20 protein-coding genes and 1 riboswitch are annotated in these 25360 nt (G+C 36.5%); of the genes, 15 read left to right on the top strand and 5 right to left on the bottom strand.

The features are described 5' to 3' along the window. Positions 1–125 precede the first annotated feature (125 nt). The 6 genes from MKY49_RS22565 (at position 126) to MKY49_RS22540 (ending at position 4847) form a co-directional block, all read left to right on the top strand. The gene (locus MKY49_RS22565) at positions 126–1418 is read left to right on the top strand and encodes a S1C family serine protease (protein ID WP_274795075.1); all 1293 of its coding nucleotides are present in this window, start codon (positions 126–128) and stop codon (positions 1416–1418) included. A 235-nt stretch (positions 1419–1653) separates the two neighbouring features. Next, positions 1654–1818: a CxxH/CxxC protein gene (locus MKY49_RS22560; RefSeq protein ID WP_274795073.1), complete on the top strand. Its 165-nt coding sequence runs from the start codon at positions 1654–1656 to the stop codon at positions 1816–1818. A 90-nt stretch (positions 1819–1908) separates the two neighbouring features. Continuing rightward, entirely contained in the window at positions 1909–2388 is a 480-nt protein-coding gene (gene rlmH, locus MKY49_RS22555; RefSeq protein WP_274795071.1) for a 23S rRNA (pseudouridine(1915)-N(3))-methyltransferase RlmH, read from the top strand. A gap of 223 nt (positions 2389–2611) precedes the next feature. Beyond that, complete coding sequence (locus MKY49_RS22550; RefSeq protein ID WP_274795070.1) at positions 2612–3394, top strand: transporter substrate-binding domain-containing protein; 783 nt, start codon at positions 2612–2614, stop codon at positions 3392–3394. A gap of 31 nt (positions 3395–3425) precedes the next feature. Further along, positions 3426–4091 carry an amino acid ABC transporter permease gene (locus MKY49_RS22545; RefSeq protein WP_274795069.1) on the top strand — a complete coding sequence of 222 codons (666 nt, stop codon included), beginning with the start codon at positions 3426–3428 and terminating at the stop codon, positions 4089–4091. 27 nt (positions 4092–4118) lie between these two features. Beyond that, a complete protein-coding gene (locus tag MKY49_RS22540) occupies positions 4119–4847 on the top strand; it encodes an amino acid ABC transporter ATP-binding protein (RefSeq protein ID WP_396631789.1) in 729 nt (242 codons plus the stop codon). 246 nt (positions 4848–5093) lie between these two features. On the opposite strand, the gene MKY49_RS22535 is transcribed toward MKY49_RS22540, so the two are convergent. Next, positions 5094–8837, bottom strand: coding sequence for a S8 family serine peptidase (locus MKY49_RS22535; RefSeq protein ID WP_341387111.1), 3744 nt, complete (start codon positions 8835–8837; stop codon positions 5094–5096). Positions 8838–9169: 332 nt separating this feature from the next. Continuing rightward, positions 9170–9216, top strand: a riboswitch (PreQ1 riboswitch). A 122-nt stretch (positions 9217–9338) separates the two neighbouring features. Here MKY49_RS22535 and queF point away from each other — a divergent pair. The 5 genes from queF to MKY49_RS22510 all read left to right on the top strand — a co-directional run bounded on the left by queF (position 9339) and on the right by MKY49_RS22510 (position 12385). Beyond that, entirely contained in the window at positions 9339–9839 is a 501-nt protein-coding gene (gene queF, locus MKY49_RS22530; protein WP_322605765.1) for a preQ(1) synthase, read from the top strand. Between the two features lie 104 nt (positions 9840–9943). Next, positions 9944–10603, top strand: coding sequence for a 7-cyano-7-deazaguanine synthase QueC (gene queC / locus MKY49_RS22525; protein ID WP_312506366.1), 660 nt, complete (start codon positions 9944–9946; stop codon positions 10601–10603). Positions 10604–10606: 3 nt separating this feature from the next. Then, positions 10607–11077: a 6-carboxytetrahydropterin synthase QueD gene (gene queD / locus MKY49_RS22520; RefSeq protein WP_312506367.1), complete on the top strand. Its 471-nt coding sequence runs from the start codon at positions 10607–10609 to the stop codon at positions 11075–11077. After that, on the top strand, positions 11070–11798 hold the full coding sequence (queE, locus tag MKY49_RS22515) for a 7-carboxy-7-deazaguanine synthase QueE (protein WP_312506368.1): 729 nt from the start codon (positions 11070–11072) through the stop codon (positions 11796–11798). Before queD ends, queE begins: the two co-directional genes overlap by 8 nt. Positions 11799–11845: 47 nt before the next feature. After that, positions 11846–12385, top strand: coding sequence for a VUT family protein (locus tag MKY49_RS22510; protein ID WP_274795061.1), 540 nt, complete (start codon positions 11846–11848; stop codon positions 12383–12385). A gap of 254 nt (positions 12386–12639) precedes the next feature. Here the strand turns inward: MKY49_RS22510 and MKY49_RS22505 are convergent, their stop codons facing one another. Then, positions 12640–14643 carry a YhgE/Pip domain-containing protein gene (locus tag MKY49_RS22505; protein WP_341387110.1) on the bottom strand — a complete coding sequence of 668 codons (2004 nt, stop codon included), beginning with the start codon at positions 14641–14643 and terminating at the stop codon, positions 12640–12642. Between the two features lie 120 nt (positions 14644–14763). Between MKY49_RS22505 and MKY49_RS22500 the strand changes: the two genes are divergently transcribed. After that, entirely contained in the window at positions 14764–15654 is an 891-nt protein-coding gene (locus MKY49_RS22500) for a LysR family transcriptional regulator (protein ID WP_274795059.1), read from the top strand. A gap of 98 nt (positions 15655–15752) precedes the next feature. Here the strand turns inward: MKY49_RS22500 and MKY49_RS22495 are convergent, their stop codons facing one another. Further along, a complete protein-coding gene (locus MKY49_RS22495) occupies positions 15753–16730 on the bottom strand; it encodes a tRNA dihydrouridine synthase (protein ID WP_341387109.1) in 978 nt (325 codons plus the stop codon). A gap of 217 nt (positions 16731–16947) precedes the next feature. Here MKY49_RS22495 and MKY49_RS22490 point away from each other — a divergent pair, with 217 nt between their 5' ends. Next, complete coding sequence (locus tag MKY49_RS22490; protein WP_341387108.1) at positions 16948–18825, top strand: leucine-rich repeat domain-containing protein; 1878 nt, start codon at positions 16948–16950, stop codon at positions 18823–18825. A gap of 146 nt (positions 18826–18971) precedes the next feature. Further along, positions 18972–19562 carry a hypothetical protein gene (locus MKY49_RS22485; protein WP_341387107.1) on the top strand — a complete coding sequence of 197 codons (591 nt, stop codon included), beginning with the start codon at positions 18972–18974 and terminating at the stop codon, positions 19560–19562. Positions 19563–19694: 132 nt separating this feature from the next. Here MKY49_RS22485 and MKY49_RS22480 read toward each other — a convergent pair whose 3' ends face one another. Beyond that, entirely contained in the window at positions 19695–21332 is a 1638-nt protein-coding gene (locus MKY49_RS22480) for a thiamine pyrophosphate-binding protein (protein ID WP_274795055.1), read from the bottom strand. Between the two features lie 32 nt (positions 21333–21364). Continuing rightward, positions 21365–24142 carry a bifunctional diguanylate cyclase/phosphodiesterase gene (locus MKY49_RS22475; protein ID WP_274795054.1) on the bottom strand — a complete coding sequence of 926 codons (2778 nt, stop codon included), beginning with the start codon at positions 24140–24142 and terminating at the stop codon, positions 21365–21367. 402 nt (positions 24143–24544) lie between these two features. Between MKY49_RS22475 and MKY49_RS22470 the strand changes: the two genes are divergently transcribed. Continuing rightward, complete coding sequence (locus MKY49_RS22470) at positions 24545–25219, top strand: peptidylprolyl isomerase (protein WP_274795053.1); 675 nt, start codon at positions 24545–24547, stop codon at positions 25217–25219. Positions 25220–25360: the final 141 nt, after the last annotated feature.

Below are 25360 nucleotides of genomic sequence, written 5' to 3'. Positions count from 1 at the left end.
TCACAATGTGCATTGAGCAGCTATTTTTATGTCCATTTTAATTGTTTTTCATCTGATTTTAATGTTTGAATCGTAAGATTAGGGTAACAATTAAACAAATAGCAGTAAATGAAAGGATGAGGAACATGAGTTACTTTCAAGATGATGATAAAAACAGTGATTTCTTAAAAAAGGATGAAATACCGAAATCACCGCTGCAAGAAAGGTTAGAGCGTGAGGAGCAGGAAATGCAGGCCAAGCGTCTTAAAAAGAAAGGCGGAGGAAAAGGCGGTTATTTCTTTAGTGGTTTGATTGGTGTTATTATAGGAGCATTACTTGTATGGCTTATGTTACCGGGACTTGTCAATCAAATGCCTGGAACAACATCAAGTAGTACTGCAAAAAATAATACAACAATTAACCAAGTTGCAACAGAGGTAACGACAGATGTTACTTCAGCGGTAGACAAAGCCTCAGATGCAGTTGTTGGTATTGCAAATATTCAAGAAGTAACAAGTGGAGGTTTTTGGAGTCCACCATCAACAACTACAAAAGAAGCGGGCAGCGGTTCAGGTGTTGTTTATAAAATCGAAGGTGATAAAGCCTTTATCGTCACAAATAACCACGTTATTGAAGGGGCCAAGCAGCTAGAGGTCACAATGCAAGACGGAACAAAAGAACCTGCACAACTAGTCGGTCATGACGTTTGGACTGACCTTGCAGTTATTTCTATTAACTCTAAAAATGTTAAAACAGTGGCGACATTCGGGAACTCAGATGTTTTAAAACAAGGGGAAACGGTCATTGCCATTGGGAACCCACTTGGTCTAGAATTTTATGGCTCTGTTACAACGGGTGTTGTTTCAGGTAAAGACCGCTCTGTACCGGTAGACTTAAATGGTGATGGCACAGAAGATTGGCAACAAGAAGTATTACAAACAGATGCTGCGATTAACCCAGGGAATAGCGGGGGAGCACTTGTGAACTTAGCTGGAGAATTAGTAGGGATTAACTCCATGAAAATTGCTGAATCCTCAGTGGAAGGTTTAGGATTTTCTATTCCAATTAATTCAGCTATTCCAATTATCGAGGAATTAGAGAAAAATGGAGAAATGAAACGTCCAACAATGGGAGTTTCACTGGCTGATTTAACAGATGTCCCATCATTCTATCAGCAACAAACATTAAAATTACCTGCAGAGGTGACAACAGGCGTTGTTGTAACAGATGTTATGAATAACTCACCAGCATCAAAAGCAGGTGTTCAACAATATGATGTTATTGTTGAAATGGATGGTCAAAAAATTGAAACAACAATTGATTTACGCAAACATTTATATAATGACAAAAAAATTGGTGATAAACTAACATTAAAAGTGTACCGTCAAGGTAAATTAGTCGAACTATCACTAACATTAACAAACGGTAATACATTGTAAAGAGTATGAAAAAAACGATGGTGATCTAAAAAATCCCCATCGTTTTTTTATGAGGATGAGGAAAAACTTTAATGAAATATTGTGGATAACTAGAAAATTGTGAATACCATGAAATCGTGAGAAAAAGGCACTTCTTCCATACATGCCATTCCTTTGTTACAATAGATTGTGGATAACATAGACTGATTTGTGAATAAGTTTGTGGAAATTTCGGAAAATAAGGAGACATCAAAAAATGGAAAAGTACAGCTGTGAAAGTCATATAGATCACGCTTTAGACATGTTTGTAGCAGAGCAAAAAGAGTTCCCAATTATGGATAAAATCGAAGAGGATAAAAAGTTATCCACAAAGTGTAGCTACTGTGAACAGCCTGCGGAATATATTGTATCAAGTAAATAACTTTACACAATATATAGGTGGCGGTTGTGGATATGTTGATAACTTTTGTGGATAATTTGTTTGTAAATGAATTGTAAAGGTGGATAACGTGTGAATATAACGATTGTATCAGTCGGCAAACTAAAAGAAAAGTACTTAAAAATGGGTATCGATGAGTACGTAAAACGTCTAGGCGGCTACGCAAAAATAGATGTGATTGAGGTACCAGACGAAAAGGCGCCTGAACAACTAAGTGAAGCCGAAATGGACATCGTCAAGAAAAAAGAGGGGGAACGCATACTAGCTAAAATTAGCCAAGATGCCTACGTGATCGCTCTAGCTATTAACGGTAAAATGAAAACCTCCGAACAAATGGCAGCGGATATTGAATCTCTTATGACCTACGGCAAAAGTAAAATCACCTTTGTCATCGGTGGCTCCCTCGGCCTACATGAAGATGTCCTAAAACGAGCCGACGAACTACAATCCTTTGGCAAAATGACGCTACCGCACCAGCTCATGAAGCTCGTGCTAGTGGAACAGATTTATCGAAGCTTTAGGATTATGAAGGGTGAACCGTATCATAAGTAAGGAAGATGTCCTATACATCTAAAATGCTGCATTTTTAGAGGAAAGAGAAGACTTGAAAGATAATTATATAATGCGAATTTTGTAGAAAAGTGTCGGGTGCTATTAAAAGTGCCTGATACTTTTTTGTTTTATCGGGAGTAGATTGGGTATTAACTATCATAAGCAAGTTATATAGCAAGAGGTATTGAAGGAATAATCGAAAAAGAAAGGAGTTATAGCCAACATGTTGTTGAATAAGAAGTTACTATTAGTCTTTAGTACAATTGTAGTCTGCTTTTTGTCTGGTTGTGCTGAGAAGCAGAAGCTTGAAGACGGATCTGAATTAATAAATAAAAATCAATTTGTTTTTGCTACTTCTGGTGAATTTAAGCCATTTAGTTATATAAATGACGATCTCACAATGTCGGGCTTTGATATTGAGGTTGGTGAAGCGATTGCAAAGGAAATGGGCCTTGAGCCGGTTCAGAAACGAATCAAGTTCAAAGGGATTGTTGAAGGGGTAAAAACAGGCAGAGCAGATGCAGCCGTTGCAAGCCACACGATTAACCCACAGCGAAGTAAACATGTTTCTTTCTCTACCCCGTATTATTATTCAGGACCAAAAATTTTCACCAGACCGGATAGTAAGATAAGGACTGTTGAAGATTTAAAGGGAAAGGAAGTAGCGGTTGCAAAAGGATCAACATATGCCGATACAGCTTCTAAGTATACAGACAAAATAAAAACATATGACAGCGATATTACAGCATTAAAGGCGTTGAGTAGCGGACGTCATGATGCAGTAATCACAGATTTTGTTACAGGAAAAACTGCTGAAAAGGAAGGGTTTGAGATTAAAGGACAGCAATTAATTAATCGCAGTGAACAAGCAATCGTGCTGCCCCAGGATAATCCAAAGCTATTGAAGCGAGTAAATGAAACTTTGGAGCAACTTCGGGAAAATGGAACATTGACTCAAATCAGTATCAAATATTTTGGTGAGGACATTACCAAAAAATCAGAATAAACGAATGCTATAAAAGAAAGGAAGTAGTACTTTGCCAAGTTTTTCGCATTTTTTTCACATACTAATGGAAACAAAAGGTGTATTCTTTAAAGCTATGCTTTTAACATTAGAGCTGACGGTGGTTTCTATCTTACTTGGAATCGTCATCGGACTTGCCTTTGCCTTATTAAAAATTTCTAATATAAAAATTTTAGAACTTATTTCAGATATATATGTCTATTTGGTTCGCGGAACACCGCTGATTGTTCAAATATTTATCCTCTACTTTGGAATTAGCGGGATTTTCCTTCTTCCTGATTTTTGGGCTGCTTCACTTGCTCTAGCGTTACATAATGGAGCTTATATTTCTGAAATTCTTAGGGGAGCAATTCAGTCAGTCGATAAAGGCCAGTTTGAGGCAGGACGCTCTTTGGGAATGACAAAGACACTGACATTAAGAAGGATTATTCTCCCACAGGCATTCCGTAGAGCATTACCGCCTTTAGGCAATCAATTTATCATAAGCTTAAAAGATTCTTCGTTAGCCGCATTTATCTCCATGAATGAGCTGTTTAATGTGGCGACAACACTTGGGTCAAATAATTTTGATGAAATGACTTATTTACTCATTGTAGCAGTCTACTATTTATTACTGGTAGCGTTGATGACATTTGTAGTGAAACGAACTGAACTAAAATTAACAGTAAGCGACAGATAGGAGCTGAAAAGATTGGACACTAAGGAAATGATTAAAATAAAACAATTGAATAAATCATTCGGAGACTTACATGTATTGAAAAATATCGACATGACAGTCTACGAGAGCGATGTTGTTTGTCTAATAGGATCGAGCGGATCAGGGAAAAGCACCCTCCTTCGCTGTTTGAACTTTTTAGAAAGAAAGGATAACGGCCATATTATAATTGAGGGAAATGAAGTCAATCCACGAACAGATGACCTTAACAAGATTAGAGAAAAGGTAGGTATGGTGTTTCAAAATTTCAACTTATTCCCACACAAAACGGTTCTGGAAAATATTATTGAAGCACCTATTATGGTAAAGGGTGTAGGCAAAGAGAAAGCTATCATCAAAGCAAAACAATTACTGAAAAAAGTAGGTTTGGAAGATAAGTCGGATGTCTATCCTAGTAAGCTATCAGGGGGGCAAAAGCAACGGGTGGCGATTGCTAGAGCACTTGCGATGGAACCAGACATTATGCTTTTTGATGAGCCAACATCGGCACTCGATCCCGAGCTTGTGGGAGAGGTTTTAACAACCATGAAAGACTTGGCTGAAGAAGGTATGACAATGGTTGTTGTAACCCATGAAATGGGATTCGCAAGAGAAGTAGCTGATTGGATTGTGTATATGCATGATGGGAAAATTATTGAACGCGGCACACCTGAACAATTTTTCAACCATCCGAAAGAGGAGAGAACTCGGGAATTTTTAACTGCGACAATGCTTAAATAAAACTAAATGGCCCTGCCTATATGAAAGGAAGGACTTCTTATATTTAAGCACTAAATTGTTAATTTATAGAGGAAAGAAGCATTCTTAATATTAATAACTACATTTAGTTAAATCACATCATTAAATTTCATATAAAGCATGTACAAAAAAACTGCAATTAGACTAGTTAAGGCGAACCATGGAAATTTAATAGCAAAAAGAGAAATTGCACAGCGCAATTTCTCTTTTTGCTTGAACTAAAATTAATTATAACTCAACCTCGGTAACTTCATTATTATCTTTACCGTTGCCATTACCATTACCGTTGCCGTTACCATTACCGTTACCATTACCGTTGCCGTTGCCGTTGCCGTTGCCGTTGCCATTGCCATTACCGTTACCAGGCTTTTCAACCACCACATCAAATGTTAATGTGTGATCACCATACGTTACTGTAATTGTCGTAGTACCTTGACCTCTTCCTTTTACAGCCCCCGCTTTTACAGAAGCTATTTTATCGTTTGTTACTTCGTAGGTTGCAAGCGTTGTAACATCTTTTTCTGTTGTTTTTCCCTCAAAAGTAGTTACTTCAGTAATCTTAACTGAAACTTCTTTACCTATTCTAGTTTCAACCTTAGCTTGGTCAACTTCTAGTGTTACGATTGGTGTTTCTACAACAGGTGCTTTAACTGTAACATTTATCTTAGCTTCATTATCACCGTATGAAATAGTAATCGTAGTCGTGCCCTCACCTACAGCAGTTACTAATCCATTTGCTACTGTTGCAACATTTTCATCTCCAACCACATAAGTAGCTTTTGAAGTTACATCTTCCTCTGTTGCTTCACCTTCTGGAGGAGTAGATGTCTCTGTTACCGTAAGTTGTGCAGTTTCTCCAGCTGTTAGGTTTAGCTCTGTTGGATTGACAGAAAGCGTTACTTTTGGTTCAACTACATCTTTTTCATATATTAAGGCTTCACCAACATTCCCGGCAGCGTCTTCAATTTTTACAGATACAGCATTAGTTTCTGCTGTTACTGGGAATGTGAAGCTACCGTCTTGATTTAATTCAAAAGGAACTGGTGCTTGTACTTCGCCATTAATCGTCGAAATATAGGAAGCTTTTAATTTATCATTTAAATTGTAATTTAAACCGTATAAATATAACTCTTCATTGTAGTCGATATACTTATCTGTTACCTGTCCTGTAGCGATACCTTCAGTAACTGAACCAGTAATTTCTGGTTTCGTCGTTTTCACGATAATTGGTCCAACATAATCAGACACTACTCCTGATGCCGCAAGACCAGTAAAGTCAATTGTATAGAGACCATCTGGAATTGTTGTGGCAGGTTCTGGTCCCCATGGTTTGTACTGCCCAGCAATATTCAGCGTATAAGATCCTTTGCCTAGTGCAGTACCTGCGTGAAGATAGCCGATGTAGCCGTCACCATATTCTCCACCTTGAGGATTCATAATATCCCAAAGCTCGATATAGTTAGTTGTTACATCTCCAGTTAATGTAAATGAAAGGACAGCTGAATCTTTCACTCCATCACCGTTGAAGGATAGGTCTGTTTCTGTAATCTTTAAATCTTTAAGTTCAGTTACTGCCTCGCTGCCAAAGTCAGCTGCGAATGGTAATGAAATTTCTGTAGCTCCACCGCTGATGTGAATATACCCTAGTATTTCAGAGCCGTTTGGTGCAGTAGCTTGTGAAGCGGTTAATGTAATATTTAACACTTGCTCACCAACTAGGTTAAATGTTGGCTGGTCGACTGTAACAGTTGCATCACCAAATGTTTTTGTCACATCAATTGATACGTTATAATTACCACCGTTCCCTTTTATATCTTTTACTAAAACTTGTTTTGTTACGGAAATATCCTGATCTTTAAGTGGTTGTGGACCGAACGTAACTGTACCTTTCAAGTTTTCTGAAACAGCTCCAGTTCCATCTAAAATTGCACTATCCAGTGCATAGGCAAGAATTTCTGGATGCGCTGCAGCATAAGCATTTACACGACCTGCTCCTTGAGAGAACACATCGTATTTTGTTTTATCTAAAACCTTTGCTGTATTAGAAAGCGCCACTTTTATGTCGAACGCGTTCCAATCAGGATTTGCTTGTTTAAGTAATGCAACAATACCTGTAATATGCGGTGTTGCCATAGAAGTTCCTGTTTTACGATCATATGCTTCTGCATAATCTGCATCAGGGAAATCCTTTTTATACATTGGAATCGTTGACATAATGTTTGTTCCAGGCGCACTTACATCTGGTTTAATATCAAAGTTTGGTGTAGATGGTCCACGGGAACTTGAATCGTTTACTTCATCTCCTAGTGTCTGTGTGGAAGTAAATTGACTAAAGCTAACTTTTCCAGTTCCGCCTGCTAATGCAGCTCGAATTGCATCGCCATCCGTTTGGGACATATCAAATGTTGGTAGAAAAGCAAATGAATCACCAAGGAATGTACCTGAAATATTAGGTGCATTTGTTCCACCAGCAAAGTTATGAATAATTGTTGCGACTGCTCCATTTGCCTTTGCGTTCGCAATTTTATCAACAAAGGCGATACTGCCACGAGAGATCAATGCCACTTTACCTTCTACATCGATTCCCTCAAAGTCTTTTACTTCCCCGTTTCCAGGGATAGCAACTAGGTCAAATTCTCCTTGAAGCTGTGTTGCTAAATCCCTTCCAAAAGTTGTTCCCATTAATGGGAGCTGTTTTGTTAAGTTGTAGTCACCAACTGTAACATTTACTTCCCCGTTATACTTTGTTTCAGGATTTGTTGTGTTACCGACAGCAATTCCTAAACGAGCGGTTGCAGGCGTGCCCATTGTTCCGCGATTTGGGCCGGAGTTCCCTGTCGCAATTACTCCGATTGTTCCAGCCATCATTGCATTATTAATAGCAAATGAACCAGCATCCGTTTCAGAGTTAGCTCCCCCACCAAGAGAAAGGTTAATAACGTCCATTTTTTCTGTTACAGCGGTTTCAATTGCTTTAACAATACCAGATGTAGCTCCACTTCCATATGCACCAAGAACACGGTAAGCATAAAGGTCTACTTTTGGAGCAATTCCTTTAATACCAAATTTGTTAGCTCCGATTGCTGCAATGGTTCCAGCAACATGGGTACCGTGAGAAGTATAGAACGAGCTTCCTTTTTCATTAAATTCAGGTGTTCCGGCAGGACGCTCAGAAGGCAATGTTTCCGATGCATCGTCATCTGCTCGAGGCTTCGTGTAAGTTGATGAATTTGGAATAAAGTTTTTCCCCCCCTTGTAAATTCCAGCGAATTCAGGGTGATCTGCGTCAATACCAGTATCTAATACTGCTACTTTTATTCCTTGTCCTTCAATTCCTTCATTCCACAGCTGTTCGATCCCAAGGAAAGAAATACTTGTGTTCATTTGGGCCTCTAATTGATCTTCCTTAATAAGTTCCGATGATTTCATTGTATTATCTTCTGATGCGTAAACAATTGCATCAGGTTCGATTAATGTAATTCCTTCTATTGAAAGCAGTTTCGGGAGATCATTTGCTTTCACTGTTGCCGCAAAACCGTTTAAAACAGTATCAAATGTGTAGCCTTGAGTCATTTGAACATTTTTAGTAGCTAACTCTTTTTTTACTTTTGCTTGTTGAGCTTTTACATTTGAACGTACTTCATTTGCTCGCGCATTAGAGAACTTTTGGCCTTTCACCTGGCTCATTCCTTGCTCTAGTGCCACAGGCGTTTCAGATAAATGTACGATGACTGCAACTTCTTGATTGCCTGATACATTTTGTAAGCTTTCGTGAAGAGTTGGACCATCTTTAGACAAGCTTAGCTGTTCAGCGATGGCCGCCTTAAGTTGAAGTATACTTTCACTTTGACTATCCTGTTTAAATGGTTTAGATTCTTCAGCACTAGCGCTCGATAATGGAACCAATAGAAAAAGCACCATAACGAAAGCTATAATACTACTTAAAAACTTCATAAACGTAAACTTTTTCAAAACCCATTTCTCCCTCCACATTTAATTATCACACTAAACAGAAAAGTGTGATAATTCCAATTTATCACAGGAGTAGTAATTCGAATATCGGAATATTTGAATATACCAAAATATTGATAATAAGTATTAGTTTATCAATTATATTTTAATTCTATTTTCCTAGTAATGTAATTAAAAAATAGAACTTTAAAATGAGAAAGGACTTACAGAAATATATTCATTTTGTCAATTTAATTAGTAAAGCACAAATAGGAAAGATTTATTTAAAATCTATTTGACGTTCTGTATTATTTTTTGTACGATATGGAAGAAAAGAATGTGCCCGGACTTGTACGGGAGAGGTTCATAGCTGATACCCTCTATAAAAAACTATGGAAACATGACATTATGCCATGTCCATATCGGACGTGGCTTTTTTATGTTTTTACTTAGTTTTAATAGAATGATTGGTAATGCCTCTCTTGAAAAGTGTTGGGAAACATTTTACAAGGAGGTTTTTTTATGTCTGGTCGAAGTCATGAAGAAGGACTAAAGGATTTAACATTGTTGGGTAACCAAGGTACACAATATTCATATGATTATGCACCTGAAGTTTTGGAAGCAGTAGATAATCTTCATTCCAATCGAGATTATTTCGTTAAGTTTAATTGTCCAGAGTTCACTAGTTTATGTCCGCTTACAAATCAGCCTGATTTTGCAACGATGTATATCTCGTATATCCCTGATAAAAAAATTGTTGAGAGTAAATCACTAAAATTGTATTTATTCAGTTTTAGAAATCACGGAGATTTCCATGAGGATTGCGTTAATATCATTATGAATGATTTAATTACATTACTTGACCCAAGATATATAGAGGTTTGGGGGAAATTTACTCCACGAGGTGGTATCTCGATCGATCCATGGTGTAACTATGGGAAGCCAGGAACTAAATACGAAGAAATAGCCAATTATCGTTTAATGAACCACGATCTTAACCCAGAAAAAATTGATAATCGATAAGTGAAGCAAGAAAGAGGTTTTTAGCTACCCTCTTAAAAAAACTAAGAAGAAAGCAGCACTTTTTCTTAGAGTGCTGTTTTTTCGATATAAGGGAGTCTTTATGGATGAAGAAGGAAAAAGCGATTGTTGTATTTAGTGGAGGTCAGGACAGCACAACATGTTTGTTCTGGGCAAAAGAACGTTTTAAAGAGATTGAGGCAGTAACTTTTGATTATGGTCAAAGGCATCGTCTGGAAATTGAATGTGCGAAGGTGATAACAGAGGAGCTTGGTGTCAAGCATCACATTCTGGATATGTCACTCCTGAATCAGCTTGCCCCGAATGCATTGACACGACAAGACATAGAGGTGAAGGACGGAGAAAATGGTGAGCTTCCATCAACTTTTGTGCCTGGTCGAAATCTACTTTTTCTTTCATTTGCTGGCATCTTAGCGAGCCAAGTGGGAGCAAAGCATATTGTAACGGGTGTGTGTGAAACAGACTTTAGCGGATATCCGGATTGCCGAGATATTTTTATTAAATCCTTGAATGTAACGTTAAATTTATCTATGAATGATTCTTTTGTCATTGATACACCGTTGATGTGGCTGAATAAGGCACAGACTTGGGAGCTTGCTGATCAGCTTGGGGCGCTTGAGTTTGTTCGAGAAAGAACGTTAACTTGCTATAACGGTGTCATAGCAGATGGCTGTGGTGAATGCCCAGCGTGTAACCTGCGAAAAAAAGGGCTTGATGAGTATTTGAGTTATAGGAAGGAGTTTTAAGACATGTCAGATTATAAAATCGTCGAGAGGCTCCAAAAAATAGATGAGGATATTCAAAGAAATCAATTGAAATACCATGCAAAGCGTGTTCTCGTAAGCAAAGAATTTACCTTCGATGCTGCTCATCATTTACATCATTATGAGGGGAAATGTAAAAATCTGCACGGTCATACCTATCGTGTCATATTAGGACTGAGTGGCTACACAGATGAACGTGGTTTGATGATTGATTTTGGCGATATAAAAGAGATATGGAAACAAAAAATAGAGATTCATTTGGATCACCGTTATTTAAATGAAACACTTCCACCTATGAATACGACGGCAGAGAACATTGTTGTTTGGATTTACGAAAAGCTGACTGAGGCCTTGCTTGATGAAGGATATAACGGTGCGTGTGTAGAGTTTATCAGGCTTTACGAAACTCCTACAAGCTATGCAGAAGCAAGACGGGAGTGGATGGAAGTTGAGTAAAGTACCTATTATCGAAATTTTTGGACCAACAATTCAAGGTGAGGGAATGGTAGTTGGCCAGAAGACGATGTTTGTAAGAACTGCAGGTTGTGATTATTCTTGTTCCTGGTGTGATTCATCATTTACGTGGGATGGTAGCGGAAAGCATCTTATTGTCCAAATGACAGCAGAAGAGATTTGGTCTGAATTAAAACGTCTTGGTGGCAGTGGATTTTCATTTGTTACGATTTCGGGCGGTAATCCTGCACTCTATCCAAATTTGCAAGAGCTCATTGCGATTTTAAAAGAAAACAACATAAAGGTTAGTGTGGAAACGCAAGGAAGTAGATGGCAAAAATGGATGTATGAGATTGATGAGCTGACAATTTCACCAAAGCCACCTAGTTCTGGAATGACTACGGACTATTCGATGCTCTCAAATATCTTCGAAAAACTTAAAAATCGAAACAGTAATCACCATACATCCCTCAAAATAGTCGTTTTTAATCAAGAGGATTACGACTATGCTAAACAAATTCATCATCGTTATCCAACGATTCCTTTTTATCTCCAAGTTGGTAACGATGATCTTACGTCGATTGATAATTCACGAATAGCTATCCATTTATTAGATAAATATCATGAGCTCATTGATCGAGTAATAAAGGATGAAGAATTAAGAGATGTCAAAGTACTACCACAGTTACATGCTCTTGTTTGGGGGAATAAAAGAGGTGTATAGGGGTGCCATTACAATAATGTCTTGAAATTGATTTGAGGAGTAATAGGATGAGAATACTATTTTATTTATTATCTATTGTCGTTGCTAATGTGGTAACGGCAGCATTTGCGCCGTTACATTTTGGTATGTTTATCGTGCCAATGGGGACGCTTTTAATTGGAGCGACTTTTATTTTTCGCGATCTTGTGCAAAATAAATATGGTAGAGCAAAGACATATATAGTTATTATTACAGCTTTAATTTTATCAGCAGTAGTGTCATTCCTTCTAGGGGATACACTTTTGATTGTGGTAGCGTCAGCCCTATCATTTGTTGTCGCTGAAACGGCTGATACAGAAATTTATAGTCGATTGAAATTACCAATGGCATGGCGTGTGCTCTACAGTGGAATTGTTGGAGGATTTCTGGATTCTGCTATTTTCGTAGTAATCGGCTTGAGTCCATTGGGGGCTAATATGTTGCCTTGGGAAGCGGTGCCTGCCGCCATTTTTGGACAAATTATTGTGAAAACGATTATTCAAATGTTCGGTGCACTAATTTTAGGCCAAGTTGGTGCAATGAAAGAAAAACGTCTTATTTCAGGATAATTTTTTGAAATATGATGAAGAGAGCTTTTCTGTAAAAGAAGTGTTTCAACAACATGGCTTTAGATGAAGTATTGCATTTCCTTTTCTATATTTTTTAAGAAATATAGTCTTATACTAGTTGCGTCGGACCATAACTTAAGCAACAGAAATTATAAAAAAGTACCAGTCCTCATGGGCTGGTACTTTTTCTTCAAAGTTTAAAAATACTATTTTTATTTTATCTAGCAAGTTCAACAAGTATTATTCTCGAATTATTACTTTACCATTTCTAAGGCTGCTGGTTCTTTATGCTGTATATGACTTGAAGTCCAGCCGATGATGAAAGCGAGTAAAAGGTAAATAAGTAATATACATGCTTGTGTGATTAAGTTTGACCAGCCACCGAGAGAAACAACCTCCTGGAAGCTTTTCAATGAGTGGGCCATCGGTAAAAACCCTCCAACCCTAGCTAACATTGGATTTTCAAGTTCTCCTGGGAAAGTTCCGCCACAGGTTGCTAGTTGAAATACTAAGAGAGTGACAGCTAGTAATTTACCAAGATTCCCTAAGAGAATAATAAGCATCAGGATGAAGGTCATGAAAGTAAATGACACGATAATACTTGATAGGATAAATAACGGTACACTTGCTACTGCTAATTTAAATCCTAAAAGTACGACCAGGTCCACGATAAGTGTCTGAATTATTCCTATTATATAAACTAATCCTAGTTTATTAATAAAGTGAACTGTTCCAGTTACTTTTAGACGTTCTCTACGTCCTAAAGGTAGGATGTTGGCTGCCATAATGCCTCCTACAAAGAAAGCAAGTGATAAGAAGTAAGGAGCAATGCCAGTCCCGTAATTCGGAACTTTGGATAAATGGGATTCTACCAATTCAATTGGTTGTGCAAACATTGTTGAGGTAGAGTCATTGTATTGAAGATTAGACGTTTTTTCTGCAGCTTCATTTAGCTTTGCTGATAATTCATCTGAGCCAATTGCTAGAGAAGAAAGCCCGTCTTGTAGGTCCGCTAATCCGCTTGATTCATGACTGATTCCGTTTGCGAGAGTTGTAATGCCAGTGTTAAGTGTTGTATAGCCTGTCATCCATTTTGTAAACCCACTAGCAAATGCATTCGTACCCTCTTGTAACTGTTTTGCTCCTTCAGTAGTCTGAGTAATGTTAGCACCTAACGTTTCCATCCCAGTTTGAAGCGAAGCCTGTGCAGTAGTAATTTTTTTTGCAGCTATTTCTATCTGATCTTGGTCAGATTTTAAAGTAGTTTCTGTCGTAGATAATTTTTTAGATAAAGCAATAATTTGTTGGAGTTTCCCATCCTGATTTGCTTCAGGATGTTCTTTTACATATTGAGTTATTTGTTCCTCCAAATTCTTAGCGGTGATAGCTGCTTGTTCTTGTCCCTGAGCTAACTTTGTATTTCCAATAGACCAGTTAGTAATGCTTTGGCTTACTTGATTCATTCCCGATTGTAGAGAATGTTCACCATCCGTAAGCTGCTGTAACCCCTTATATAAGGAATTAGAGCCGGTTGTAAGTTCATTTACACCAGAAGATAAGCTCTTTTGGCCAGCTGAAAGTTCCGTGCTCCCTGTTTTAAGTTTTTGTGCCCCTTCATCTAAACTTTGAATACCTTCTGTTAACCTTCTACTTCCGTTTTGTGCATCAACAGTGCCGTTATAAAGTTTCTGTGCTCCAGTTCCTGCATCCATGAAGCCAGCTGAAACGTCCTTGAATTTAGTTAGAATTGTTTCAGAATAGATCTTCGTGACATTGGCATTGATTTTTGTATTCATTTTTTCAACGGCCGTTGTAGTAATTTGTGAGGCTACATAGTTTTTCCCTGGATTGACTTCATATAAAAGTTTAGCTGGTTTTGGTGTTTTATCCATGACCGTTGTTATGTTTTTAGAAAAATTCTTTGGAATTTTAATAATCATATAATAGTCGCCAGCTTCAAGTCCCTTTTTGGCGGTCTTGGCAGAGACAAATTGAAAATTTAACTCTTTGCCTTTTTTTAATTGAGCAACAAAATCATTTCCGATATGAATGGCTTTATTATTGATAGTAGCTCCTTCATCAAGATTGACAACTGCTACGGGAAGTTTATCTAATTGTCCATATGGATCCCAATAGCCAGCTAAAAAGAATCCTACGTAAATTAAAGGAACAAGTGTAAGAAAAATTAAAGCAATGCGTCCATGCTTATGTTTCCAAATGGCCACTAAGTCTTGTAATACTAATTGTAATCCTTTCATGAAATATCCTACCTTTCTTTATGCAAAAGATTATTTCATCTTAATCTAATATGTTGATGTTGTATAATACATAAAAGGTTATGCATAATAGATTTGAGTCTATGATAAAGGGGAGTCTGCATGGAACTTTTGCAATTAAAATACTTTCAAACAGTTGCTCGGCTGGAACATATGACGAAGGCAGCAGAACAACTTCAAATTGCCCAGCCATCCCTTAGTAAAACGATTTCTCGTTTAGAGGAAGATTTAGGAGTGGAATTGTTTGATCGGGAACATCGGAAAATAAGTCTGAATGCAGCTGGAAAAGTTTTTTTAAATCGTGTGGATCGAGCTTTTGCAGAATTGAATGAGGGTCAAAGAGAACTTAATCAATTTATCGATCAAGATCAAAAGAGTATTACATTAGCAGTTACCATTCCAAGAGTGTTACCTTCATTATTAGGTTCTTTTTTATCGAAACATCCCGATGTTCGTTTTCAACAATTTCTAAAATCTGTTTCTTCTATGAAGAAAATGCTATTAGAAGGGGATTTAGATTATTGTATTTCTTCAATTCCAATTGAAGGAGAGGGCGTAAGATGGGAGCCACTCATTACGGAAGAAATATTTTTGATTGTACCACCTAATCATCAGCTAGCAGAGAGGGAAAGTATCCGGCTTGAAGAAGTGAAGGATGAAGCATTTATTAGCATGAATACAGGGTATGGATTCCGAAACTTAACTGACCAGTTTTGCCGGGAAGCAGGATTTGTTCAACATATTGCTTTTGAGGGGGACGAACCTACCGTTATTTCAGACTTAGTTAGGCAAGGATTAGGTGTAGCTTTCGTTTCTGAATTATCATGGGTACCTAAATCAGGACAGTTTCCGCATAAGCTTCGAATAGTTGAACCAACTTGTCAACGAACAATTGGATTAGCCTGGTCCGAAAAGCGCTACTTCACACCAATTGCAAAGCAATTTCGCTTATTTGTTTTAGACTATTTTCTATCAATTTCTCAAAGTAAATAAAATGACCAATCTTTATAGTCATAGTTAAGAATATACGTTTACAAGTAAAGCAAATATAAAGGAGATTGGCATTGCCAGTCTCCTTTAATGTGGTCGATCTACTCCGTTAATACATTGGCAGTATAGGCAGCTAATAGTTCACGTACTTCCTCAGTCGAATGGGCATTTAGTAATTGAACTCTTAATTGACTAGCCCCTTTGAAGCCACGTACATATATTTTAAAGAAGCGTTGTAATGCTTTAAATGAGCGCGTTTCAAATTCTTTAGAGTAATGATCATGGAGATCCAGGTGAAGGGATAGCAAGCTAAGGTATTCTTTAGCACTATGCTCTGTCGGCTCCTTTTCAAAGGCAAACGGGTTTGAAAACACACCTCTGCCTATCATTACACCATCGACACCGTATTGCTCAACTAGCTTTAGGCCTGTTGAACGATCTGGAATATCTCCGTTGATCGTCAGCAATGTTTTAGGAGCAACTTCATCTCGCAGTTTTTTGATATCTGCAATTAATTCCCAATGGGCTGCAACTTTGCTCATTTCTTCTCGTGTACGAAGATGAATAGAAAGATTGGCGATATCCTGTTTCAGTATATGAGTGAGCCAATCACGCCACTCGGCTACATTTGTAAAGCCAAGTCTCGTTTTTACACTTACAGGTAAGCCTCCTACCTTTGCGGCTTGAATGATTTCAGAGGCACGTTCAGGATGAAGAATTAAGCCGGCTCCTTTGCCTCTTTCAGCCACATTATCGACAGGGCACCCCATATTAATATCGATACCTTTAAAGCCTAGTTCCTTCATTCCGATACTCATTTGACGGAAATGTTCAGGGTTGTCTCCCCAAATATGTGCGACAATCGGCTGCTCATCTTCTGTGAATGCTAAACGGTTACGTACATTGTCCATACCATCTGGATGACAATAGCTCGTTGTATTGGTGAATTCCGTAAAAAATACATCGGGCCGTCCAGCCTCACTAATGACATGACGAAAAACGACATCTGTCACATCCTCCATTGGAGCTAAAATGAAAAATGGCCGTGGTAAATCAAGCCAGAAATTATTTTGATTCATTGATGAATATCCTCTCTTTCCAAAATACTACCTTGCAAAAAGATATCATATTTACTTTATTTCTACATAATTAATGCTTCTGCAATTAGTGGGAGATTAAATGTAGTACCCCGCTGCAATTTATGATGGATAATAATTAGTATTTCAAAGAAATATTGACATTTATTTTTCGGGCAACTAAGCTTAATTGAAAATAGAGCTGGGAAGGGGACTGCCAGTGGAATTGATTAAATTAAATTGCCCAAATTGTGATGGGAAAATTGAATACAAAGAAGGGCAATCATTCAAATGTCCTTATTGCGATACTGAAATAATGTTGAAAGAGAATAAGGTGTATTATGTAGATCAAACCATTCATAATTATTACGGAACACCTTCTCCTAGTACGATGCCACGCCCAAAATCAAATCTAAAGGTGCTTCTTATTGTGCCGATTATAATCCTTTGTGCATTTTTTGGTTATTTTCTTTTGGGTAACAATCATACAGAATACGGCAATCAAGAGCAAATCCCAGTTCGAACAATGCCTGAAAGCGAAGTGTTATTATTCTTTTTAAAAGATATTTTTGAAAAAGGTGAAGTATTGCCCACTCAAGAAGAAATCGCAAGCATTCGTTATTTGGCCGCCTATTATTCTGACGATCAATGGCATTTTGATTACAGTCTCGACGATCCATTTACAAATAAAAACGCCAAGATTTCCACTTATATTATGATGGGTAAGTTATTGAATACACAAAAAATCCAACAGAAAGATTTTGAAGCCTTTACAGGACTGGCTGTCTTAAAGCTTATGAATGATTATGAAATCTCACAGAGTGAAAATGTAAGCTTCCTACATCTGAAAAACTTAAAGAGCTATACAGGTAGCTTTAATGAATCATTTAGTAAAATTACGGAATATTTTAGCGATAAATCTAATGTTATAGAGCTCTCAATTCAAATACGAAGTAATAATGAGCTTGCTTTATTATTAGAGTTTCCTAATCTTCAATCACTTGAAATTTCTTATATGACTGAAGAGGTTACAGATTTCCAGCTACTAAATAAATTACCACTAAAATCGCTGTCATTAAAATCTACCAACGATTTAAAGTGGTTGTCTACACTCACTAATTTAGAATCGTTAGCAATAGAAATTAGTGAGGCGACAGATTTTAACTCACTTTATTCATTGAATCAATTACAAGAATTAAAACTCTCATCAGTAAGAAATTTAAAAACGCTTGATTTTATAGATAATATGCCTAACCTACAATCACTTGATCTTGAATATATGAACATTACGAATTTAGAAAAACTTAGAAATAAATCATCTTTGACAAAGCTGCGTTTATCTTCTCCAGGACAATTAGAATTGCTTGATATTGTGAACAGTCTATCATCACTGACTGAGTTATCGGTAACTGGTTATTATGGAGATACGTCAACAATTGTAGTGCCCCATTTGAAAAAGGCCGAACTTCCAGGTTCTTTTATAGAAAAGTTAGAGGCGCCAGCTTTAAAAGATTTGACGGTTTATATAAGTGGGGGAGCAGGAGTGTCCTTTGATGGATCAGAATTACTAAAATACCCACAGCTAGAACAACTTACAGCAAGAGAATATGGTGATTTTACAGGTATTCGTTCTTTCAATCAACTACCGAATCTGCATACACTTAACTTTAATGAGACAGCGTTTTTTCAAGAAACAAGTGAATTATTCAATTTACAGCATGTAAAAACCTTAAATTGTTATAAATGTAGTCTTCAATTAAATAGTACGCAACCATTCACGAATAATGTGTTGGAGCATTTAACCTTGAATGATGTAACGAGTCGAATAGGTAATGGTGATTGGGTACAAGATGTTGAGAAGGTCATACCTTACTTTGTAGACTTTTCAGCTCTCCGTTCATTCACGTTACAAGATAGTTCCTTACAATCGTTAAATATTATGAAAAACTGGCAACAAATTGAGGTTCTTCATCTGGAAAACAACGCTATATCAAATGTAGAGCCTTTAGTGAATCTACCTAATTTGAAAAAGCTTTATATTTCAGGAAATCAGGTGCAAAATAAGTCTGTTCTAGACAAAGAAATTGAGATTTATTGAGGGTAATGAACCTTTTAGTTGCTATAGAATTTATACATTAAAGGCCTGGTCTTTCGTAATTGTTAGATTTAAAATTGTGCGAGAAGCAAGAGAATTTACCTCTTGCTTCTTTAGTAGTGTTATAGTTTTTATGGGAGGGTTGAATGATGAAAAAGGCAGAAAAGATGGATCAGCATTTAAATTCTTATGGAAGAAAAATGAGTAGTTCTGAGATTTTTCATGTTGTTGATTTAATTTTTGGTATTAATTTAGATAAAGCACCTATTCTATCTAAAAAGTTAAAAGAGACATCTTTATCTTCCGGGAGAGGGGTAATAGATTACCATCTACATCAATACGATGGGGCAATAACAGGGGCAAAGATACGCAAAATAATAAATGAAATTTTTGGTGTTAATTTAGAAGCAATATCCTCATTAGAAGGATCACGATTTTCGTTATATTCAAAAGATCAGTGGATTGTTCAACATGAAAAAGACTTATTTGTAGTACACACTGGTGCAGGAGATGTGGATGTGAAGGTCTTTCCTACAAAGTATTTCACTGAACACACAGGATTAGAAGAGCTCCCAGCTGACTTACAAGATGCTCTCACAGGTTTAGGGTATTACTACAATGAAAAAATGGCCAGCTATTATTTCTCAAACCCCTCAGGTGAAGCAGTTTCAGATGCTTTTAAAGGACAAACAATAGGGGCTATACTTGGAGTTATTCGACATTCATTTTCTAATTTGTAAACAATTCGTTAGGTTTAGAGTCGGGAACTTATAATACATAAACAGTTTATAGTAAGATCAAAAAAATCATTTAGAGGGGAGAGATTCTCCCCATCTATATGATCTTTTTATAGTTATGATGCTTTAACGGTTCTATTTCCCAAAAGACGATAAAAATTTAACTCGGTCTCCCATAGGAGGTGTGTTATGATCTGTTAAAACTACTTCCAATACAGCTGGTCCATTTAAATTCATTAAGTTATTAATCATATCGTTAGTAATATCTTGTAGTCCAGTTACTTGGAAACTCGGTATATCCATCGCTGAAGCCATAGCACTTATATTAATTGGATTTTGCTCAAAGGATGGATGAGTACGTTGAAACTGTAAAGCATGTCCATGATATACCATGCCTAAACGAGCATTATTCATGACAATAAATAAAATCGGTAAATTATACTCTTTCGCTGTTAATATTTCCATTCCATGCATGAAGAAACAACCATCACCAGTGATACATACAACAGGACGTTCAGGTTCAGCTAATTTCGAACCAATAGCAGATCCAATCCCACTTCCCATTGCGCCAAAATGAACATTTATATTAAAAGTATCATAATCTAAAACTTTCATATGATGAATGACATAGGACATAAACTCTCCGATATCGATAGTATACCTTGTAGATGCTGGTAAATATTTTTGAATATTTAACAGAACATTTTTCGTGTTATATTCCTCTGCATTTTCAAGAATTTCTTTATTTTCTTTAATCTCAAGGGAGGTTCTTGTTAAACCTTTCGCTCTTAATTCTTCAATAAGTAATAATAAACTTAGATTGATATCACCTAGCACGGGCATATCAATCTCGTATTTTCGATTGAAGACGGATTGGTCAAAGTCCATCTGTATAGAAAAGCGGTTTTTTGTAAGATTTAAATTGTAGTTATTTGTTGCTGTTTCACCTAAACTTGAACCTACAATTAATAATACTTGTCCATCTCCTTCAGCTATCAATTCTGAAGCGGCTTCGTGACCAGCAAAACCGAAAACGCCAACGAGGAGAGGATGATCCTCTGGAATGTACCCTTTGGCTTGTGGTGTTGTAATAATAGGCCAATTAAGAATTTCTGCTAATTCTAATAATGATTCAACAGAATTTCTTACCCCTTGTCCTACCAAAATATAACCATTTTTTCTTTGTATTAGCTGTTCGGCTACATTTTTAATGGTATCTATTTCAGGAACCATGGCTGTTCTTTTTGGTGAAGCTGGTATTTCTACGTTTTCAACTGTTTCATGTTGAACATCGATTGGTATAGCAATATGTACCGGACCAGGAACTCCCGATATAGCAATTTCGGAGGCTTTTACTATTTCCTTTAATAAATCCTTTGATTCTTTAACAGTTACACTATACTTGGTAACTGATTGGAAAATCGGTTGCGCATCCAATTCCTGAGAGGCATTTAGACCAATTGTATTAACAGGAACAGCACCAGTTAAAAATAAAACCGGCAAATGCTCTCGCATGGCATTTGCGGCACCTGTTACAAGATTTGTCCCCCCTGGACCACTACAGCCAATACATACACTTAGATGATTTGTATACTTTGCGTAAGCAGCAGCCATATATGATGCTGCTCCTTCATGCTTTGTGACAATCGGTGTTAATTCCTTCATATCATAGAGTTCATCAAAAAATGCATTGACTGAACCTGCTGGAATACCAAAAATATATTGCACACCGCTATTTTTTAAATACTCTAAGACCGTACGAGCTGCTTTCATTTTAAATCTCCTTTGCTTAATAAATTTAAACACTACTTGAAATATTTTTTCATAATTTCTCCAGATTTCATAGGCTTGCTGAAAAAATATCCTTGCATTAAATGACAATTTTGTGCCAATAAATAGTCTGCCTGTTCTTTGGTTTCAACTCCTTCGGCAATAACCTCCAGTTTTAAGTTTTGAGCAAGCGTAATAATCGTATTCGTAATAGCTGCTGCGTCATCCGTTAACATTTCTTGAACAAAGGATTTATCAATTTTTAATGTAGAAATCGGCAAGTTTTTCAAATAACCTAGGGATGAATATCCAGTACCAAAATCATCAATTGCTAAATTTACCCCAAGTCCTTGCAGTTGTGTCATCGTTTTTAAAGTTACCTCTGTATTTTTAACAATGAGATTTTCCGTAAGCTCTAGTTGTAAATACTCGGGTGACAAATCTGTTTCCTTTAGGACGTTTTTTACAATAGCAAATAAATCATTCTGCTCGAACTGATGGACAGATAAATTCACCGACACACTAATTAAAGGACATCCCTGGTTATGCCATTCTTTTAATTGCTTGCAGGCTTCCCTAAGAACCCACTCACCTATAGGAACAATTAAACCTGTTTCTTCAGCAATGGGAATAAACTTATCCGGTGCTATCATTCCATGTTTTCGATGATTCCATCTTAATAGAGCTTCAACACCCTTAATTCTATTTGTTTTATAATTTATTTGTGGCTGATAGAAGATAATTAGTTCATCTCGCTCTAAAGCTTTATATAAATCATTCTCAAGTTGGATACTTTCAAAAGTTCTTGTATCCATCCCTTCGCTAAAGAAATGGTAGCTAGTACCGGGTGTTTCTTTTGATTTGTACATAGCTGTGTCTGCATTTTTTATTAATGTTTCTGTAGTCTCACCGTTTTCAGGAAACAGGCTTATACCGATACTTGTTTTAATGTAAATTTCATGGTCTATTAAATTAAAAGGTTTAGAGAAGGAATCATTTATACAATTAATAACCTTCAAAATGTCGTTTTCACATTTAATATTAGGTAAACAGATTGTAAACTCATCCCCACCCTGCCTTGACACGGTTGCATCTTCTGGAACGCAAGCACTTAAACGTTTGGCAACATTTTGGAGCAATAGATCCCCATAGCTATGACCGAGTGAATCATTTACTAATTTGAAACGATCTAGATCTAAATAGAGAACTGCTAATTTTTCACCATTCACTTTTGCAGATTTTAAACCTTGAGTTAATCGGTCTAATAAAAGAATTCGGTTGGGTAAATCTGTTAAGCTATCAAAATAAGCGTGGTATTTAATTTTCTCTTCTAGTTGCTTTCTTTGTGTTATATCTTTAAATGTCACAACTTCACCTACGACCTTGTCTCCTTCTTTTATTAATGAGGTTACATATTCGACTGGAAAGTTTGAATTATCTTTTCTAAAAAAAACTTTGTAGCTATTAAAATTTGTGTTTAAGAAGGGTGAAACCATAATTTTGTCCTCTGTTTCACAGCCACTCATTATAATATCGACTGATTTTCCAATCAGTTCCTTCTCTGTTTCATATCCCAACATGTGTGCACCTGCAGGATTGCAAAATGTAATGTTTCGATCAAGATCTAACCCAAAGATCCCCTCCCCTGCGGAATTGAGAATCAACTCCTTTTCACGGCTAAGCTGCTGTAACTCTGCGACAACTCTTTCGAGCTCTTTATTTTTTTCTCTTACTTCGGAGGTTCTTTCCTCGATAATGATCTCTTGCTTTTCCATATATAACAGGTTTGATAATGCAGATGCAGTAGTATCAACAATTGATTGGGCTAATTGTAATTGAGCTTCTGAGTAGTAGAATGGCTTTTTCTCAAGATTTACAATAGAGATTTGTCCTAAAATCTCACCCATTGATATCAAAGGAAACATAACTAAACCGTTTATGCCAAAATTGCGACAGACTTCATGATTAGGTCTGTCATCCTCAAAGACATTTGGAATAAGAATGGCCTTTTTGGTTTCAAAAACCTCCTGCATTACAGCATCATTGCTTTCATCAATTTTTATTTTATTATGTGTTTTTAGCCAATTTTCTTCCGTCCAATCGCTATCCTTACTCAACTTTGCTGGTTTAATATTCTTTTCTGCTAAAGGGTCTAATAGGTGAACGCCAATATTTTTATTGTCTAGAACCTTTTCTAAGTAAAAAAAGCATTTATCAAGACTCTCTTGTAGTGAAGAGCACATTGATAAGTCACGTGTAACATCGAGCAGCAACTGTTTTTCGTTAATAAGGTGTTCTTTATAAGCTAAGTTGTTTGCGTTTTGGATAGCAACAGCAGCCATATTTACATATGCTTCAACCGTTTGAATTTCTTCCTCTGTTAAGTTCATTGGAATACCATAATCAAATAAAAAAACAAGACCAAATAATTCTTGCTCAAAGGAAATAGGTAGTACTAACAAAGATTTAATATGAAATCCTTCAACAGCTCGAGGGTCAGGTCGATTATCCTTTGACGTATCAGGAATATAGATTGTTTTCTTTGTTTCAATTACTTCTTTAGCCAGTAAATCTATTTCGGTGTCAATAATATGCATATTCAATGTCCAACCATTAATTACTTCTGGTTTTCCAACATACCCTCTAAATGTTCCATCTTTTTGTGGCAGATAAATGCCCACAGAATCACATTTGACGATTTCTTCAGATATTGCAGTTGTTACCTGCTCCAATACTTCACGTAAATCTAGCTTCATGTTAATCATCTTCGTAATATTGGCCAGTCGAGAATACCTTGTTTGTTCCATAGACATTTAAGTGAACCTCCCATTTTGTATCGTTGTCCCATAGAAATTTTTATTAAATTTTTGCTTTATTCGTATCGAATGTCTCATTATTTTCATTTTACAGTAGTAATAAACATGTTGGTAAAAAAATGTAGAAATTAGTTAAAAATTTTTAAAAGTATTCTAAGTTTTTGTTATTAGCTTTATAAAGTAGGACTACAATCCTTCTTTATGTGAAGTTCAGTTATCTTTCTTTTGATATGTATTTAATAGGAAAATTAAATCTACCATTCCTGGCATAATTGTTCTAATGGCTATGAATAATACAAAGGTTTTTATAATCTTACTGATAGGAACTACCTTGATTTGTTGTAAATAATCCGATAGTTTTATAATGAATAGACGGTTAACAAGAGGAGTTGAAAGAATATGTTCGCACGTTTTAAAGGTTTCTATTTAGTGTTTTCACTGTTAGCAATCGTTATGATGTTGACAGGCTGTGGTACTGCTAAAGATAGTGAGCAAACAGAGGGAAATACAACTAAAGAATCTCAGAAAACAGCTAATTACGCATCAGAGGTGAAGGAAAAACCAATAGTAACCATTACAATGAATAATGATGAGAAAATTGTCATTGAATTGGAGCCTACCGTAGCACCGAACACAGTTGCTAATTTTATTTCCTTAGTAAATAAAGGGTTTTATGATGGCCTTATTTTCCACCGTGTGATTCCTGATTTTATGATTCAGGGTGGAGATCCATTAGGGAATGGAACTGGTGGACCAGATTATTCGATTGATGGTGAGTTTTCTTCAAATGGTTTTGACAATAACATGAAGCATGAACGGGGTGTTATTTCGATGGCTCGTTCGAAGGACCCTAACTCTGCCAACTCTCAATTCTTCATTATGGTCAAGGAAGCTCCGCACCTTGATGGAGATTATGCTGCTTTTGGAAAAGTCATCGAGGGTATGGAAACAGTCGATGCAATTGTTGCAGCTGAGCGAGATGCTACAGATAAACCACTAGAAGATCAACAAATGAAAAAGGTTGAGGTTGATACGAAGGGCTTTGATTATCCAGCACCTAAGGTAAATAAATAGTTGATGTGAAGTAATAGATATTTAAATAAGTAAAAGGCTAAATCAATGACGATTTAGCCTTTTATATTGGCTATAAAATTCAAAATGTAAATATTTTTAAATAATATGAGAACAATTCCAAATATTAGCGATGTTTTGTAT

Source organism: Lysinibacillus sp. FSL M8-0134 (assembly GCF_038069745.1).
Taxonomy (GTDB): domain Bacteria; phylum Bacillota; class Bacilli; order Bacillales_A; family Planococcaceae; genus Lysinibacillus; species Lysinibacillus irui.
This window is presented reverse-complemented; position numbering and strand designations above follow the sequence as displayed.

What these genes read in the sequence shown, in the direction of transcription:
- MKY49_RS22480 (WP_274795055.1), bottom strand. Translation starts at nt 21,332, where the DNA reads ATGAAAGCAGCTCGTACGGTCTTAGAGTATTTAAAAAATAGCGGTGTG.
- queF (WP_322605765.1), top strand. Translation starts at nt 9,339, where the DNA reads ATGTCTGGTCGAAGTCATGAAGAAGGACTAAAGGATTTAACATTGTTG.
- MKY49_RS22475 (WP_274795054.1), bottom strand. Translation starts at nt 24,142, where the DNA reads ATGTCTATGGAACAAACAAGGTATTCTCGACTGGCCAATATTACGAAG.
- MKY49_RS22540 (WP_396631789.1), top strand. Translation starts at nt 4,119, where the DNA reads ATGATTAAAATAAAACAATTGAATAAATCATTCGGAGACTTACATGTA.
- MKY49_RS22500 (WP_274795059.1), top strand. Translation starts at nt 14,764, where the DNA reads ATGGAACTTTTGCAATTAAAATACTTTCAAACAGTTGCTCGGCTGGAA.
- queD (WP_312506367.1), top strand. Translation starts at nt 10,607, where the DNA reads ATGTCAGATTATAAAATCGTCGAGAGGCTCCAAAAAATAGATGAGGAT.
- MKY49_RS22510 (WP_274795061.1), top strand. Translation starts at nt 11,846, where the DNA reads ATGAGAATACTATTTTATTTATTATCTATTGTCGTTGCTAATGTGGTA.
- MKY49_RS22505 (WP_341387110.1), bottom strand. Translation starts at nt 14,643, where the DNA reads ATGAAAGGATTACAATTAGTATTACAAGACTTAGTGGCCATTTGGAAA.
- MKY49_RS22470 (WP_274795053.1), top strand. Translation starts at nt 24,545, where the DNA reads ATGTTCGCACGTTTTAAAGGTTTCTATTTAGTGTTTTCACTGTTAGCA.
- MKY49_RS22560 (WP_274795073.1), top strand. Translation starts at nt 1,654, where the DNA reads ATGGAAAAGTACAGCTGTGAAAGTCATATAGATCACGCTTTAGACATG.
- MKY49_RS22495 (WP_341387109.1), bottom strand. Translation starts at nt 16,730, where the DNA reads ATGAATCAAAATAATTTCTGGCTTGATTTACCACGGCCATTTTTCATT.
- MKY49_RS22565 (WP_274795075.1), top strand. Translation starts at nt 126, where the DNA reads ATGAGTTACTTTCAAGATGATGATAAAAACAGTGATTTCTTAAAAAAG.
- MKY49_RS22550 (WP_274795070.1), top strand. Translation starts at nt 2,612, where the DNA reads ATGTTGTTGAATAAGAAGTTACTATTAGTCTTTAGTACAATTGTAGTC.
- queC (WP_312506366.1), top strand. Translation starts at nt 9,944, where the DNA reads ATGAAGAAGGAAAAAGCGATTGTTGTATTTAGTGGAGGTCAGGACAGC.
- MKY49_RS22485 (WP_341387107.1), top strand. Translation starts at nt 18,972, where the DNA reads ATGAAAAAGGCAGAAAAGATGGATCAGCATTTAAATTCTTATGGAAGA.